Source organism: Microbispora sp. NPDC004025 (assembly GCF_053604425.1).
The window spans coordinates 288,058-303,315 of sequence record NZ_JBSGHN010000007.1; the positions used below are offsets into that span (position 1 = coordinate 288,058).

The 15,258-nt window shown below is 70.6% G+C and carries 13 protein-coding genes; 10 read left to right on the forward strand and 3 right to left on the reverse strand.

Annotated features, from left to right (window positions below; translation table 11 throughout):
• Positions 1–470: 470 nt before the first annotated feature.
• Entirely contained in the window at positions 471–854 is a 384-nt protein-coding gene (locus ACWEQG_RS20520) for a DUF5318 family protein (RefSeq protein ID WP_363460178.1), read from the reverse strand.
• Between the two features lie 125 nt (positions 855–979).
• Between ACWEQG_RS20520 and ACWEQG_RS20525 the strand changes: the two genes are divergently transcribed.
• Complete coding sequence (locus ACWEQG_RS20525; protein ID WP_030508612.1) at positions 980–1,618, forward strand: PadR family transcriptional regulator; 639 nt, start codon at positions 980–982, stop codon at positions 1,616–1,618.
• A gap of 13 nt (positions 1,619–1,631) precedes the next feature.
• Entirely contained in the window at positions 1,632–2,711 is a 1,080-nt protein-coding gene (locus ACWEQG_RS20530; RefSeq protein ID WP_363460180.1) for an inositol-3-phosphate synthase, read from the forward strand.
• Positions 2,712–2,783: 72 nt separating this feature from the next.
• Here the strand turns inward: ACWEQG_RS20530 and idi are convergent, their stop codons facing one another.
• On the reverse strand, positions 2,784–3,383 hold the full coding sequence (gene idi / locus ACWEQG_RS20535; RefSeq protein ID WP_452286745.1) for an isopentenyl-diphosphate Delta-isomerase: 600 nt from the start codon (positions 3,381–3,383) through the stop codon (positions 2,784–2,786).
• A 101-nt stretch (positions 3,384–3,484) separates the two neighbouring features.
• Between idi and ACWEQG_RS20540 the strand changes: the two genes are divergently transcribed.
• On the forward strand, positions 3,485–4,783 hold the full coding sequence (locus ACWEQG_RS20540; protein ID WP_363460184.1) for an MFS transporter: 1,299 nt from the start codon (positions 3,485–3,487) through the stop codon (positions 4,781–4,783).
• A 4-nt stretch (positions 4,784–4,787) separates the two neighbouring features.
• Here ACWEQG_RS20540 and ACWEQG_RS20545 read toward each other — a convergent pair whose 3' ends face one another.
• On the reverse strand, positions 4,788–6,224 hold the full coding sequence (locus ACWEQG_RS20545; protein WP_363460186.1) for a CCA tRNA nucleotidyltransferase: 1,437 nt from the start codon (positions 6,222–6,224) through the stop codon (positions 4,788–4,790).
• A gap of 142 nt (positions 6,225–6,366) precedes the next feature.
• Between ACWEQG_RS20545 and ACWEQG_RS20550 the strand changes: the two genes are divergently transcribed.
• From ACWEQG_RS20550 to trxB, 7 genes are all read left to right on the forward strand, one after another.
• A complete protein-coding gene (locus ACWEQG_RS20550) occupies positions 6,367–6,903 on the forward strand; it encodes an aminoacyl-tRNA deacylase (protein ID WP_363460188.1) in 537 nt (178 codons plus the stop codon).
• A 46-nt stretch (positions 6,904–6,949) separates the two neighbouring features.
• On the forward strand, positions 6,950–9,184 hold the full coding sequence (locus ACWEQG_RS20555) for a hypothetical protein (protein WP_452286747.1): 2,235 nt from the start codon (positions 6,950–6,952) through the stop codon (positions 9,182–9,184).
• A 35-nt stretch (positions 9,185–9,219) separates the two neighbouring features.
• On the forward strand, positions 9,220–10,818 hold the full coding sequence (gene murJ, locus ACWEQG_RS20560; RefSeq protein WP_452286749.1) for a murein biosynthesis integral membrane protein MurJ: 1,599 nt from the start codon (positions 9,220–9,222) through the stop codon (positions 10,816–10,818).
• A 272-nt stretch (positions 10,819–11,090) separates the two neighbouring features.
• Positions 11,091–12,593, forward strand: coding sequence for a protein kinase family protein (locus tag ACWEQG_RS20565; protein ID WP_452286751.1), 1,503 nt, complete (start codon positions 11,091–11,093; stop codon positions 12,591–12,593).
• Positions 12,594–12,653: 60 nt separating this feature from the next.
• Complete coding sequence (gene sigM, locus ACWEQG_RS20570; RefSeq protein WP_346223722.1) at positions 12,654–13,244, forward strand: RNA polymerase sigma factor SigM; 591 nt, start codon at positions 12,654–12,656, stop codon at positions 13,242–13,244.
• Entirely contained in the window at positions 13,234–14,157 is a 924-nt protein-coding gene (locus tag ACWEQG_RS20575; protein WP_452286753.1) for an anti-sigma factor family protein, read from the forward strand. Before sigM ends, ACWEQG_RS20575 begins: the two co-directional genes overlap by 11 nt.
• A 151-nt stretch (positions 14,158–14,308) precedes the next feature.
• A complete protein-coding gene (trxB, locus tag ACWEQG_RS20580; protein WP_452286755.1) occupies positions 14,309–15,238 on the forward strand; it encodes a thioredoxin-disulfide reductase in 930 nt (309 codons plus the stop codon).
• Positions 15,239–15,258: the final 20 nt, after the last annotated feature.

Sequence of the window (15,258 nt, forward strand, 5' to 3'; positions counted from 1 at the left end):
CGGCCGGGTCCACCAGGTCCACCGGGACCGGCGGCGTAACGCGGGTCCCGGCCCACCGGTCCGCGGGGTCCCTGCTGCGGCCCCGGCTGCGGTCTCTGCGGCGGTCCCTGTGCGGGTCGCTGCGGCGGGCCCGGGGGCACCGCGTTCATGGCCGCCGTGTCCTCGAAGGCCGCCGCCTCCCGCCGGCGCTGCTCCGGTCCTGCGGCCCGGGCGTCGCGCGGCGGCTGTGGAGCCGGGCCCCTGCCGGGCTGTCGCGGCGGAGCGGGCTCGCCGTACTCGTCGGATTCCCGGGCCGAGCGACGACGGCGCCCAGGGCGGGATGATCCACCGGAGCCCGAGGCGTCCTCGGGACGGCCGGTCGGCTCCGGTCCATAGCTGCTGTTAGTCACGCGTCCTCGTCAGGTGTTTCGGGGAATGATTCGACGTCGGCCGACAGGCCGGCGGGCGGTCCTCCTGATGGTGGAGGTCGCCTACGAAGAAGGGCCCGGGGGATCGGCTGTTCCGAGGACGAACGACACCGCCAGGTGGTTCCAGGAACAACCTTGGCAGACCTCCACCACGTAGACCCGGAATTCGCGGTATTCCCGGGCCATCGCCGTGAGCTCGGCCGGAGCTTTCGCCTGGCCGGCCGCTCGTCCTAGTTCCTCCCCATATACGTATGTGACGTTGGTCACGTTCATTCGTTCACATATGGGGCAGATGCGGCTCGTGGGCTCTCCGTGGAACCGAGCCGCGCGCAGCAGATAAGGGTGGGCGTCGCACACGTCCCGCGCCCGCATGCGGCCGGCGCGGACGGACTGCACGGCCGCCCGCTTCGCGAGGCCGTAGTCCACGACCGACCGCTGTGACCACATACGGCCAGATTACGGCCCTTTGCCAAATCTTGCCCAACCGTTGACCCGTTGCCATCTATGACGCCCCGACGTATCCTGCGGATGTATCGAGTCGATACATCGGTCGGACACAGGAGGTGGTTCCAGTGACGGGCTCTCGTGGCGGTGTGCTGGAGCTCGCCGTCCTGGGATCGCTGCACGAAACCCCGCTGCACGGCTACGAGCTGCGCAAACGGCTCAACACGCTGCTCGGCATGTTCCGTGCGTTCTCCTATGGCTCGCTGTATCCCTGCCTCAGGGGCTTGCTGAACGAGGGCCTCATCGCCGAAGAGGAGCCTCCTGAGGACACGGTCCTCGGCCGCAGGTCGAAGATCGTGTACAAGATCACAGCGGAGGGGAAGGAGCGGTTGCAGGAGCTGCTCAGCCAGTCGGGCCCGTCCTCCTGGGAGGACGAGAGCTTCGGCATCCACTTCGCCTTCTTCCGCCATACGGAGGCGGAGGTGCGCCTGCGCATCCTGGAGGGCCGCCGCAGCCGACTGGAGGAACGACTCGACCGTGTCCGCGAGGCTCTCGCCCGTACGAGAGAGCGACTGGACAGCTACACGCTTGAGCTCCAGCGCCACGGGCTGGAGTCGGTCGAGCGCGAGGTCCGCTGGCTCAACGAGCTCATCGACTCGGAACGACGGAGCCGATCGGCTCCCGGCGAGGGGGATCACCCCCCGGATCCCGCGCAAGCCGTACAGGAAGAGACCCAGAGGGCGGACACGCCCGAGGCAGATAGGTAAAGGAGCGAGTGCTATGGGTTCGGTGCGCGTAGCCATCGTCGGTGTGGGCAACTGCGCCTCATCGCTGGTGCAGGGCGTCCACTACTACAAGGACGCGGATCCGGGCAGCCGTGTGCCGGGCCTCATGCACGTGCGGTTCGGCGACTACCACGTCGGCGACGTGGAGTTCGTCGCGGCCTTCGACGTGGACGCCAAGAAGGTCGGCCGCGACCTGTCGGAGGCCATCGTCGCCTCCGAGAACAACACGATCAAGATCTGCGACGTGCCGCCGCTCGGCGTGACCGTGCAGCGTGGCCCGACGTTCGACGGGCTGGGCACGTACTACCGCGAGATCATCGAGGAGTCGGACGAGCAGCCGGTCGACGTCGTCCAGGCGCTCAAGGACGCCCGGGTCGACGTCCTGGTGTCCTACCTCCCGGTGGGCTCGGAGGAGGCCGACCGCTTCTACGCGCAGTGCGCGATCGACGCCAAGGTGGCCTTCGTCAACGCGCTGCCGGTCTTCATCGCCTCCGACCCCGAGTGGGCCGCCAAGTTCACCGAGGCCGGCGTCCCGATCGTGGGCGACGACATCAAGTCGCAGGTCGGCGCCACGATCACGCACCGCGTGCTGGCCAAGCTGTTCGAGGACCGCGGAGTCGAGCTGCTGCGCACCTACCAGCTCAACTTCGGCGGCAACATGGACTTCATGAACATGCTGGAGCGCACCCGCCTCCAGTCCAAGAAGATCTCCAAGACCCAGTCGGTCACGTCGCAGATCCCGCACGAGATGGCCAAGGCCGACGTCCACATCGGCCCGTCCGACCACGTGCCGTGGCTGGACGACCGCAAGTGGGCCTACGTTCGCCTCGAGGGCAGGTCGTTCGGCGACACCCCGCTCAACCTCGAGTACAAGCTCGAGGTCTGGGACTCGCCCAACTCGGCCGGCATCATCATCGACGCGGTCCGCGCGGCCAAGATCGCCCTCGACCGGGGCATCGGCGGCCCGCTGCTGTCGCCCTCGTCCTACTTCATGAAGTCGCCGCCGGAGCAGTACTCCGACGACGCCGCCCGCGATGCCGTGGAGGAGTTCATCCGCGGCACGATCGAGCGCTGACGTCCGTCGTCCACGGGTGTCCCGCCCCGGTTCCGTCACTCGGACCGGGGCGGTCCCATGTCCCGGCCGATATCAGGGGTTCGTGCTGAGCGGGCGCGCGGCCGGCGGCAGGGCCGCGGGGTCGGCGACCGGCCAGGCCAGCGGGTCCGGCCCGAGCGCGACGAGCTGGGGCACCTGCTTGCGGGCCCAGGGTGAGATGTCCAGCTCTCCGCTCATCACCTCGGCGGCGAAGCGCGTCCAGGGCTCCCACCGGACCTCGCCCACCTCCTCGGCGTTGGGCGCGGCCTCCTCCGAGACCACGGCGCGGTAGACCGGGCACAGCTCGTTCTCCACCATGCCGTTGTCCATCACCGCCCGGTAGGAGAAGCCCGGCAGGATCAGGTCGACGGACTCGACGGCCAGGCCCAGCTCGAACCGGAGGCGGCGGATCACCGCCGACGACAGCGGCTCGCCCGGCAACGGGTGCCCGCAGCAGCTGTTGGTCCACGCGTCGGGCCAGGTCAACTTCGTGCCCGCCCGCCGGGACAACAGCACGCGGCCGCGCCGGTCGAAGACGTAGCTGGAGAACGCCAGATGCAGCGGAGTGTCAGCGGTGTGGACGGAGGACTTGGGAGCGGTGCCGATCGGGTTGCCCTCGCCGTCGACCAGCACGACATGTTCCTGTGAGGTCACTCTGCGAGAGTACGTGATCACCTCGATGCCGGTGTGACGTAGGGGCTTTATCAGGGTTGATCCTGATGCTCGGTCCTGATCGCCCGCGTAGGCTGTGCGCCGTGTCCTACGTCTCCGATCTGCGGGTGGTCCTGCGGGGGTCGAACTTCCGGCGGCTTTTCGCCACTCGGCTCGTCTCGCAGTTCTCGGACGGGATCTTCCAGCTCGCCGTGGGCGGCTACGCGTTCTTCAGCCCGGACCGGCAGGCCAGTGCGACCGCGATCGCCGCGGGTCTCGCCGTGCTGCTCCTGCCGTACAGCGTCCTCGGGCCCTTCGTCGGGGTGTTCATCGACCGCTGGTCGAGGCGGCAGATCCTCGTCATCGCGCCGATCGTACGCGGGACCCTGCTGGTGCTGGCCGCGGTCCTCGTCGCGGCGGGGGCCTCCGACGGCGTCTTCTACGCGGCGGCGCTCGGCGTCCTCGCGGTCAACCGGTTCTTCCTGGCGGCCCTCGGCGCGTCGCTGCCGCACGTCGTGCCGAACGAGCACCTGATGATGGGCAACGCGGTGACGCCCACGTCGGGCACGGTGGCGACGTTCATCGGGATGGGCGCCGGCGTCCTGCTGCGCGCGGTCGCCGGATCCGGCGACGGGGGCGTGGCGGTGCTGCTGGTCTGCTCCGGCCTCGTCTTCGGACTGAGCGCGCTGATCGCGCGGACGATGGAGCGCTCCCTGCTCGGCCCCGCGTACGACCCGGACCTCCCGCAGGCCCGCGAGGCCGTGCGGAACGTGCTGACCGGCCTGGTGGACGGCGCCCGGCACCTCGCGCACCGGCGTTCGGCGGCGGCGGCCCTCACCGGCATGGCGAGTCACCGCCTCATGTTCGGCATCTCGACCGCGGCGGTGGTGATGCTCTACCGCTACAGCTTCACCACGAACCCCGACGACGCGTTGAAGGGCATCACGCTCGTGCTCGGCGCCGTCGGCGTGGGCAGCTTCGCCGCGGTGCTGGTCACACCATGGGCCACCGAGCGGTTCCGGATCGAGACCTGGGTCCCGATGATGCTGGTGACCTGCGGCGTCCTGGAGTTCGCGCTGTGCGCGACGTTCCACGAGTGGGCGTTCGTGGCCGCCGGGCTCGTGATCGGCGTCGCCGGGCAGAGCGTGAAGATCTGCGCGGACACCGTCGTGCAGCGCGACGTCGAGGACGCCTATCTCGGCCGCGCGTTCTCCGTGTACGACATGCTGTTCAACGGCATGACGGTCCTCGGCGCGGTGCTGGCGGCGGCGCTGCTGCCGCCCGACGGCAGGTCCTATGTCGCGCTCGCCGTGATCGGCGTCGGCTACCTGCTCGGCGCGGTGCTGTACCGGATGGTGCTGCCCACCGCCACGCGGAGGCCGCCGGTCCCCGCCGCCGACTGATCGCCTACGACAGGATCCCGGTGTCGCGGGCCCAGGCGAGCAGGGCGTCCTTCGCGGCCTCCTTGCCGATCATGCCCTGGTCCATGCGGATCTCCAGCATGTGCTTGTAGGCCCTGCCGACGACCGGGCCCGGCGGCACGCCGAGGATCTCCTGGATCTCGTTGCCGTCCAGCTCGGGCCGGATCTTGGCCAGTTCCTCCTCCTCGGCCAGCCGGGAGATGCGCTCCTCCAGCTGGTCGTAGGTCCGCGACAGGGCCTGGGCCTTGCGCTTGTTGCGGGTGGTGCAGTCGGCCCTGGTCAGCTTGTGCAGGCGTTCGAGGAGATGTCCCGCGTCGCGGACGTAGCGGCGCACGGCGCTGTCGGTCCACTCCCCCGTCCCATAGCCGTGGAAGCGCAGGTGCAGCTCCACGAGCTTGGACACGTCGGACACCACGTCCTTGGGGAACTTCAGCTCGGTGAGCCGCTTCTTGGCCATCTGCGCGCCGACCACCTCGTGGTGGTGGAACGACACCCGGCCGCCGGGCTCGTTGCGCCGGGTCTTCGGCTTGCCGATGTCGTGCAGCAGGGCGGCCCACCGCAGCACCCGGTCGGGGCCGGCCGCCTCCAGCCCGATCGCCTGCTCCAGCACGATCAGCGTGTGCTCGTAGACGTCCTTGTGCCGGTGGTGCTCGTCGATCTCCAGCCGCAGCTTGGGCAGCTCCGGCAGGACGTGGGCGGCGAGCCCGGTCTCCACCAGCAGCGCCAGCCCGGCCCTCGGGTACGCGCCGAGGATCAGCTTGTCGAGCTCGTCGCGGATGCGCTCGGCCGAGACGATCTCGATGCGGCCGGACATCGCGGTCATGGCCTCGACGACCTCGGGCGCGACCGTGAAGCCGAGCTGACCGGCGAACCTCGCCGCGCGCAGCATCCGCAGCGGGTCGTCGTCGAACGACTGCTCGGGCCTGCCCGGTGTCCGCAGCGTCTTCGCGGCGAGGTCGGGCAGCCCGCCGTAGGGGTCGGCGAACTCGTGCTGCGGCAGGCGCACGGCCATCGCGTTGACCGCGAAGTCGCGCCGGGCGAGGTCGCCGTCGAGCGAGTCGCCGTACATCACCTCGGGCTTGCGCGAGGCGGGGTCGTACGACTCGCTGCGGTAGGTCGTGATCTCCAGTAGCCACCCGCCCTTGCGCACGCCGACGGTGCCGAAGTCGATCCCGATCGTCCAGACGGCGTCCGCCCAGTCCTTGACGATCTCCAGCACGCGCTCGGGACGGGCGTCCGTGGTCAGGTCGAGATCCTTGCTCGCGCGGCCGAGGAGGACGTCGCGGACGGAACCGCCGACCAGGGCCAGCTCGTGCCCCCGGGCCGAGAACAGTTCACCGAGCTCGTCGGCGACAGGGGCGATCCGGCGGAACAGTTCGTTCACGGCGCGCTGCTGGCTGTCGCTCAGATTTGAAACGGACAAGGCTGGGTAGGTCCTTCGGTCACGGAACAGAAACTCTCCCCCGATGGCCCAGGTGTTCGGGTGTCACCCAGGGGAGACACACTTAGCGATCACCAGGCCACGGACGGTTCGGGGGCGCTGGACGACGCAAGGAGCACACGAGATGAAAGACGCTCTCGCGATTCACCGCTGGCTCCTCGCCCACCAGATCCACCATGAGATCGTACGTCTTCCGCGCCCGTTGACATGCTCGGACGAGCTTCCCGAGGTGCTGGGGGTCACTCCCGAGACCTGCCTGTGCGTGTCGCTGTTCGAGGTGTCGGCGCGCGGACGGGCACACGCGGTGGCCGTGGTGAGCGCGGTGAACTCCTGTCCCGGGCCGGCGGAGGTGGGCGCCGTCCTGCGCGCCCACAGGGTAACCCCCGCGTCCGCCTTCACCGTGAACTCCGCGACCGACTACGCGCACGGCCTGGTCTGCCCGCTGTTGCTGCCCGACGATCTGACCGTTCTCGTGGACCAGCGGCTGATGGAGCGCATCGATCCCGACGAGGTCGTCCACACCGCGACCGGCGAGCGCCGGACCGCGTTGCGGTTGCGTGCCATCCATCTGTTCGACCTGGTGGCGGCCAAGCCCGTCGACCTGAGCACGGCCCAAAGGAGGGGTCTCGCGAGCCTGGTGAGTCCTATGCGGACGGCATAGGCCATAGCATTCTGGGCGTGCGCCGTACCTCACCGCCGGCCGGCACATGATCCGTAAGGCCGCGCTGCTGACATTGCTGACCGCCCTGCTCGCATCCCCCGCGGGCATGGCCGGTACGGCTGTCGCGGCGCCTCCGGGTCGTGTCGCGGCGGCTCCGGCCGATCCGCTCCTCGTGAGCGAGATCACGCCGGAGGTCGTACGCACCGCCGCCGCACCCGTGACGGTCGCGGGAACCGTGTCCGGCACGCCGGGGTCCTCCGTGCGGGTCGCCGTCCGCTACTCCCGGGGCCGGCCGTTCGCCTCCCGGACGGAGATGGCGGCCTACCTGGCCGAGCAGGGGTACGGGACCACCAACTGGAGCACCAGGATCCAGGCCACGCCGCTCGACCAGTCGGGGAAGCTCCCCTTCCGGTTCACCGTGACCCCGCAGGAGCTGGGCCTGCCCCGGCCGGGGGTCTACCCCTTCGAGGTCGAGGTCACCGACGCGGCGACCGGACAGCGGCTCGGGATCGAGCGCACCTTCCTGACGTACGCCCCCAAGGGCGAGCAGATCCCCACGGTCAAGCTGGCCGTCGCCCTGCCGCTCGTGGACCGGCCCCACCGCGCCGACGACGCGACGTTCATGGACGACGACCTGTCCGGTTCGCTCGCGTCCGGCCGCCTGGCGTCGCTGCTCCAGACCGCGCAGGACACGGGCGACGGGGTGACCTGGTTCGTGGACCCCGCCCTGCTCGACGACGTCCGCGTCCTGTCCTCCGGCCCCCGGAGCGTGAAGGGCACGCGCAAGGACGCCGACCCCGCCGCCGGCCAGTGGCTGAACGGGCTGCGCAGCGCGCTGACGGACAAGACCGTCGTCGCCACGCCGTACGCCGATCCGGACGTGGCCGCGCTCGTGCACCACGGTCTCGACAAGCAGGCCGCGGCGTCCGTGCAGCGTGGGGCCGCGCTCGCGACCGAACTGCTCGGCCGGGAGATCCGCGGCACCACCGCGTGGCCGGCCGGCGGCAAGATCGACCGTGACGCGGTGGACGAGCTGGCGATGTCGGGCGTCACGTCCGTGCTGCTGTCGGGGGACGCGCTGCCGCCGCGGGCCGTCACGCAGGACGGGCAGCCCGCCCTCCCCCCGGAGCCGACCACTCCCGACGCCGCGGCCAGGCTCGACACCGTCGCGGAGAACCCGGTCACCGCGCTGCTCGCCGACCCCACGCTCGGCAAGCTCCTCGGCGGGGACGTGTCCGCACCCGGGGCCGCGATGCTCGCGCGGCAGCGGTTCCTCGCCGAGACCGCGATGATCGCCTTCGAGCAGCAGAGCCAGCGGACCGGTCCGTTCGGCCAGCCCGGCCAGGCGGGCCAGGCCGGGCAGGACGCGACGGCGAAGACGACCTCCCGCACGGTGATCGCGGCGCCCGAGACACACCTGTGGACCCCCGACCCGGCGTTCGTCTCCGGCCTCCTGCAGGCCGTCTCCGGCGCGCCCTGGCTGCGCATGACCTCGCTCGACTCGGTCAAGCCCGGCCGGGCCGGGACGCCGCGCGGCGACCTGACCTACACCGACCGCGACCGCCAGGCCGAGCTGAGCCGCTCCTATCTGGCCACCGTACGCAAGCTGGAGCGCAAGGCCGACGCCGTGGCCACCGTCACGGAGGAGCACACGGACGTCTTCCACACGGCCATACTCCGGCTGGCCTCCGCCTCCTGGCGAGGCGACGGCAAGCGGGCGGTCTCCTTCGCCGGCCAGGTGCAGAAGGCGATCGACGACCGCATCGGCCACGTGTCCGTGCTCGACACCCCGCGCGCGGTCGCGGGCAGCAACGGCCAGGTCCCCGTCAGCGTGGCCAACAACCTGGACAAGGACATCCAGATCAAGATCCGGGTCACCTCGGGCAACAAGTCACGGCTCGCGATCGACGAGCGTGAGGCCCCCGGAGGGGTCTACGTGACCCCCACCACGAGGATCCTCGCGGGACGCAGCCAGCTCGTGAACGTGCCGGTGATCGTCCGCAACGGCGGCGGCGACGCGAGCATCTCCGTGCAGCTGCTGACCGACGAGGGCGAGAGGTACGGCAGCGCGGTGCGCGTCGTCGTGCGCGCGACCGGCTACACCGGCATCGCCCTCGTCATCGTGGGTGCGGCCGTGGTCATCATGCTGGCCGCCGTGGTGATGCGCGTCCTGCGCCGCAGGTCGCGCAAGGCGTTCCCGTTCGACGGGCCGGCGGACGAGGATGGCCCGCCCGGGGACCGGCCGGGAGCCGTCCCGGCCGAGCGCACCCAGTCACCGTAATCGGGACCATCCGGAGGAAGGCGGCCAGGAACACCATGAGCAGGATGCTGCGGGCCAGCGCGATCATGGCGGCCGGGACGATGGTCTCGCGGCTCACCGGCTTCGTCCGTACGGCGATGCTCGCCGCCGCCATCGGGACCTTCGCCCTGGGTGACGCGTACAACGCGGCCTACATGATCCCGTACATCCTGCTGGACCTGCTGCTGCAGGGCGTGCTGAGCAGCGTGATCGTGCCGGTGATCGTCCGGGCGCAGAAGCGGGACCCCGACGGGGGCCAGGCGTTCGAACAGCGGCTGATGACGCTGGCGGTGATCGTGCTGACGGCCGTCGCACTGGTCGGCGTGCTGCTGGCCCGGCCGATCATGGATCTCTACACCGCCTCGAACTGGTCCGAGGACAAGGTCGAGGTCGCCGCCACGCTGGCCAGGTACATGCTCCCCCAGATCGCGTTCTTCGGGATCGGCTCGCTGGCCGGCGCGATCCTCAACACCCGGGACAGGTTCGCCGCCCCGATGTGGGCGCCGGTGCTCAACAACATCGTCGTCATGGGCGTCCTGGCCGCCTATTACGCCGTCGGGACGTCCGACATCGAGAAGGTGAGCGAACGCGACCTCACGCTGCTCGGTCTCGGCACGACCGGCGGCATCGTGGCCCAGGCCCTCGTGCTGATCATCGCGCTGCACCGGGCGGGCTTCCGGTTCCGTCCCCGTCTCGGGCTGCGCGGCTCCGGCTTGGGAGAGGCGGCCAGGGCCGCCGTGTGGACCTTCGCCTACACCGGCATCACCCAGGTCGGTTTCTGGGTCACCACCAAGCTCGCGACCGGTGCGGGCGCACGGGCCCCCGGCGCCGGCAACAGCGCGTGGGCGTACGCCTTCCAGCTCTTCCAGCTCCCGTACGGGATCATCGCGGTGTCGGTGATCACGGCGATGCTGCCGAGGATGAGCAGGCATGTCGCCGACGGCGAGCTGGACTCGGTGCGCACGGACTTCGCCTCGGCGGTGCGGCTGGTCTCGTCCGTCATCGTCCCGGCGGGACTGCTGCTGATGGTGCTCGGGCCGTCGGTCACCACGCTGATCTTCTCGTGGGGCCGCATGACCACGACTGACGCGATCTACATCGGCCACGTGCTGCAGGTGTTCGGCGTCGCGCTCGTGCCGTTCTCGATCTTCCAGCTCCTGCTGCGGGTCTTCTACAGCTTCGGCGACACCCGCACCCCGGCGATCATGGCCGGGGTGAACGTGGCGATCAACGCGACGCTCAGCCTGGTCGCCTACTTCACGCTTCCCGACCGGTACGTCATCATCGGGCTGGCGTTCTCCTACCTGATCACGTACATCGTGCTCTGCGTCGTCGCGTGGGTGCTGGCGAGCCGGAAGGTCGGCGGGCTCGGCGGCCGTGAGGTCACCGCCGGACTCGGCCGGATGTACGCGGCGGCGATCCCGGCCGCCGCGCTGGCGCTGGCGGTCCTGTGGCTGGCCAGGGAGTTCACCTCGATCACCGCGGTGAGCTCGGCCGTGGTGCTCGCGGTGGGCGGCGGCGCGGGGCTGCTGCTGTACATGGTGGCCGCGCACCGGCTGCGGGTGCCCGAGGTCCGCTCCATCATTGGACTTGTCGCAAGCCGGGTAGGACGGTAAGAGTCCTCAAGAGCGACCGGCAACTGGAAGGTAACCCAGAAGTCCGATTCGGACGTTTTCCATCGGGAAGGCGGGCACAAGCGGCACGGCACTAGCATGGTGCGCCAGGGAGTGCGTCCCGCAGATCTTGTCCGACCGGTGGAGGCGGCAGGCAGGAGGTCTCAGGGACGCGATCTGGAGTATCGGACCGGCGAGCGGAAGCGGGAAGGCGTGGGCGGAACCACCCGGCATCGGCTGAGGCATGCCGACGGGCCGCGGAGCGGGGCGGCCGTATGAGCATGTCCACGGTCGAACCGGGGACCCGGCTGGCGGATCGGTTCCGCCTCGAGGACCGGGTGCACGAGTCCGCCGGTGCGACCCTGTGGAAGGCCCTGGACGAGATCCTCGCCCGGCCGGTCGCGGTCCACACGTTCGCGCCCGACTTCCCCCGGGTCCAGGAGGTGGTCACCGCCGCCCGCCTGGCGAGCCGCCTGACCGACCCCCGTCTCACCCAGGTCTTCGACGCGGCCGACGAGGACGGCACCGCGTACGTCGTGAGCGAGTGGGTGAGCGGAGACTCGCTCCTCGACCTGCTGGAGAGCGGGCCGATCGAGCCCGAGCGCGGCGCGGCCCTGGTCGCCGAGGCGGCCGAGGCCCTGGCGCACGCGCACGCGGCCGGCCTCACCCACCTGCACCTCACCCCCGGCCGCCTGGTCTGGACGAGTGGCGGCACGGTCAAGCTCCTCGGGCTCGCCGTCGACGCCGCGATCCTCGACCTGAGCAGCGAGGAGCCCGCCCGGGAGGACGCCGAAGGGCTGGGCCGTCTGCTCTACGCGGCGCTGACCGGCCACTGGCCCGGCGACTCCGACTGCGGGCTGCCCACCGCACCGCTGGACGACGGCAAGGTCTGCACTCCGCGGCAGGTCACCGCGGGAGTCCCCGGCTATCTGGACGCCATCACCTGCCGCGCGCTGCTGCAGGAGTCCCGGCGAGGGCAGCCGCCGCTGGCCACCCCGGCCGACGTGGCAGAGGCCCTCGCCCAGGTGCCCCGTCCCGCGCCGGCCCCCGTCACCACCGCGCCGCCCGCGCTGAACCTGCGCAGCGAGGCGCCGGACGGGCCGGGCATGTCGACCATGCCGCCGCGCATGCCGTCCCAGATGACGATGGTCCCTCCGCCGCGCCCGCAGACGGGTACCGCGAGCAAGATCCTGCTGACCGTTATCGTCCTGCTCGTCATGGCCGCCGTCGGCGTGGGCGCCTGGACCGTGGGCAAGAACCTCGGCAACACCCCGAGGGGGGTGGCCCAGTCGGACGCCGCGCGGTCCCCGTCCCCCTCGCTCAAGCCGGTGACGGTCAAGGCGGTGAGCGCGGCGGGGTTCGACCCCCTCGGTTCCGACCGCGCCGAGAAGCCGGAGATCGCCCCGCTCGCCATCGACGGCAAGCCGTCCACCGACTGGCACACCGACAGCTACAGCAGTGCCGACCTGGGACGGCTCAAGGACGGCGTCGGGCTCATCCTCGACATGGGCAAGCCGGTCCCCATCGCCGACGTGGTCGTCTCCCTGGGCGCCGGAGGCGGCGCGACGGTGCAGCTCAAGGTAGGCGACGCGGCGGAGCTGTCCTCGTTGAAAACCGTGGCGGAGAAGAAGGGCGCGTCGGGTTCGGTGACGCTCACTCCGGAAAAGGCCACCACTGGCCAGTACGTTTTGATCTGGTTCACCCGACTTCCCCCCTACAACGGGCAGTATCGTGGCACTATCTACGACGTAACGGTGCATTCCCCCGGATCGGCATAGCAGGGACTTGTGAACTCCCCACCAGACAATCCCCCGACGGCTGAGCACGCGCGCCGCGCGATGTCCGATGCCGATCTGCTGACCCGCCACCTCGGCGGTGACCCTCACGCGTTCAGTGAGATCGTCAGGCGACACCGCGACCGCATGTGGGCGGTCGCCCTGCGTACGCTCGGCGATCCCGACGAGGCGGCCGACGCGGTCCAGGACGCTTTCGTCTCGGCGTACCGCAAGGCGGACAGCTTCCGCGGCGAGGCGGCGGTCACGACGTGGCTCCACCGCATCGTGGTCAACGCCTGTCTCGACCGCATGCGCCGCAAGTCGGTGCGCCCGGTCGCCGACGACGAGCTCATCGAGGCCGCGGAGCGCGACGCCCCGGCCACCGACCACGCGGGCGAGCGCGAGGTCTCCCTGGAGGTCACGGCGGCGCTCAAGCTGCTGCCGCCCGACCAGAGGGCGGCTCTCGTGCTGGTCGACATGATGGGGTACGCGGTGGACGACGCGGCGGCGGTGCTGGGGGTCCCCCCGGGCACCGTGAAGAGCCGCTGTGCGCGGGGCCGCGCGAAACTCGCCCCGATTCTTTCGCATCTGCGGAACCGATCTGACCTCACTCGCGTCTCATCCGGGAAGGGAGCAGAACTTCGTGACGGGTGACACGCACTACGACCTGGAGGTTCTCGCCGAGCTGGCGGAGGGTCTCCTCGACGACACGACGGCCCGGCGGGTCCGCGAGCATCTCGCGGTCTGCGACCCCTGCGGGGAGAGCCTTGCCGACCTGGCCGCGGTCCGCGAGGTCCTGGCGGCGGTGCCGGTGCCGGCGATGCCTTTGGGCGTCGCCAAGCGCATAGACCGGGCCCTGGCCGCCGAGGCTCCGGACTGGGACCGCATCATGCGGGACGCCCCCTGGGACAGCGCTCCACTGGAGAGCGTCCCGTGGGAGACGGTCGAGCCTCCGGTCGAAACCACGGTGGCCGATTCCGCGGAGCCGGAGCGCGAGCTCGCGCCGGTCGCTCCACTGGGAGTCGTCGCCGACGACGGCACGATCCGGCCGGCCAGGCGCCGCTCCGGGACGCGTACGACGGGCGGGAAGGCGTCCAGACGGCGCGCGTGGGCCATGCCCGCCGCGGTCGCCGCGGCCGCGGCCGTGGTGATCGGGAGCGGCGGTCTCGCCACCGGGCTGCTCTCGTTCGGCGACTCGCCGTCGCAGCAGGTGGTGAGCCAGGGCGAGCCCGGCCAGAGCCCGGCCAAGGTCCAGGCGATGACCTACTCGACCTACGCCAGCGGCCACAACTACACCAGCCGGGAGCTGCGCGGGCCGCTGCTGGGGTACTTCGGCGTGGCGCCCGGCTCCGGCACCAACGACGACGAGGACCTCGACACCTGCGTCAAGCGGTTCTCGAACGAGCTCGACCGCACGCCGATCGGCGTCGACAAGGCTCTCTACAACGGCAACGAGGCCACCATCATGGCGTTCTGGGAGGACAAGAGCATGAACGCCGTCAGGGTGGTCGTGGTGGACTCCGGGTGCCGCAAGCTGCGCCCCGAGGGTCTGGCCTCCTGGAAGTGACCGCGCGGCGATAGCCGTACCATCAGCAGTGACGAAGCCCCCCGCGACCTCCGGGGGGCTTCGTCATGACAGGGGTCGGCCCGGGAATGACCGGGGCCTAGGATCTGTTGACGGCACTGCACATCCACCGGGATCGAAGAAGGCGGGTCCGTTGAGCGACGTTCGAAACGTGATCATCATCGGGTCGGGGCCGGCCGGCTACACGGCGGCCGTCTACACCGCGCGCGCGGACCTCAAGCCGCTCGTCTTCGAGGGTTCGGTCACCGCGGGTGGCGCCCTGATGAACACCACCGACGTGGAGAACTTCCCCGGGTTCCCGGACGGCATCATGGGCCCGGACCTGATGGACAACTTCCGCAAGCAGGCCGAGCGGTTCGGCGCCGAGCTGGTCGCCGACGACGTCGTCGAGGTGGACCTGCGGGCCGACCCGAAGGTCGTCAAGACCTACACCGACACCTACTACGCCAAGGCGGTCATCCTGGCCACCGGTTCGAGCTACCGCGAGCTGGGGCTGGACAACGAGAAGCGGCTGTCCGGCCGGGGCGTCTCCTGGTGTGCCACGTGTGACGGGTTCTTCTTCCGCGACCAGGACATCGTGGTGGTCGGCGGCGGTGACACGGCGATGGAGGAGGCGATCTTCCTGACCCGGTTCGCGAAGTCGGTGACGGTGATCCACCGCCGCGACTCGCTGCGCGCCAGCAAGATCATGCAGGATCGGGCGTTCGCGAACGAGAAGATCCGCTTCGTCTGGGACAGCGAGGTCGCCGACGTGCTCGGCGAGGAGCGGGTGTCCGGGGTGCGGGTGCGCAACGTCAAGACCGGCGAGGAGACCGACCTCCCCGTGGGGGGCGTGTTCATCGCGATCGGGCACGAGCCCCGCACCGACGTCGTCAAGGGTCAGGTCGATCTCGACGAGGAGGGGTACATCGTGGTCGATTCCCCGTCGACGCGCACGAACATCGACGGAGTGTTCGCGGCCGGGGACGTCGTCGACCACACCTATCGTCAGGCGATCACGGCGGCCGGGACCGGATGCGCGGCGGCGCTCGACGCCGAGCGCTGGCTGACGCTGAACGCCTGAGTCCCGGCATCGGGAATGCG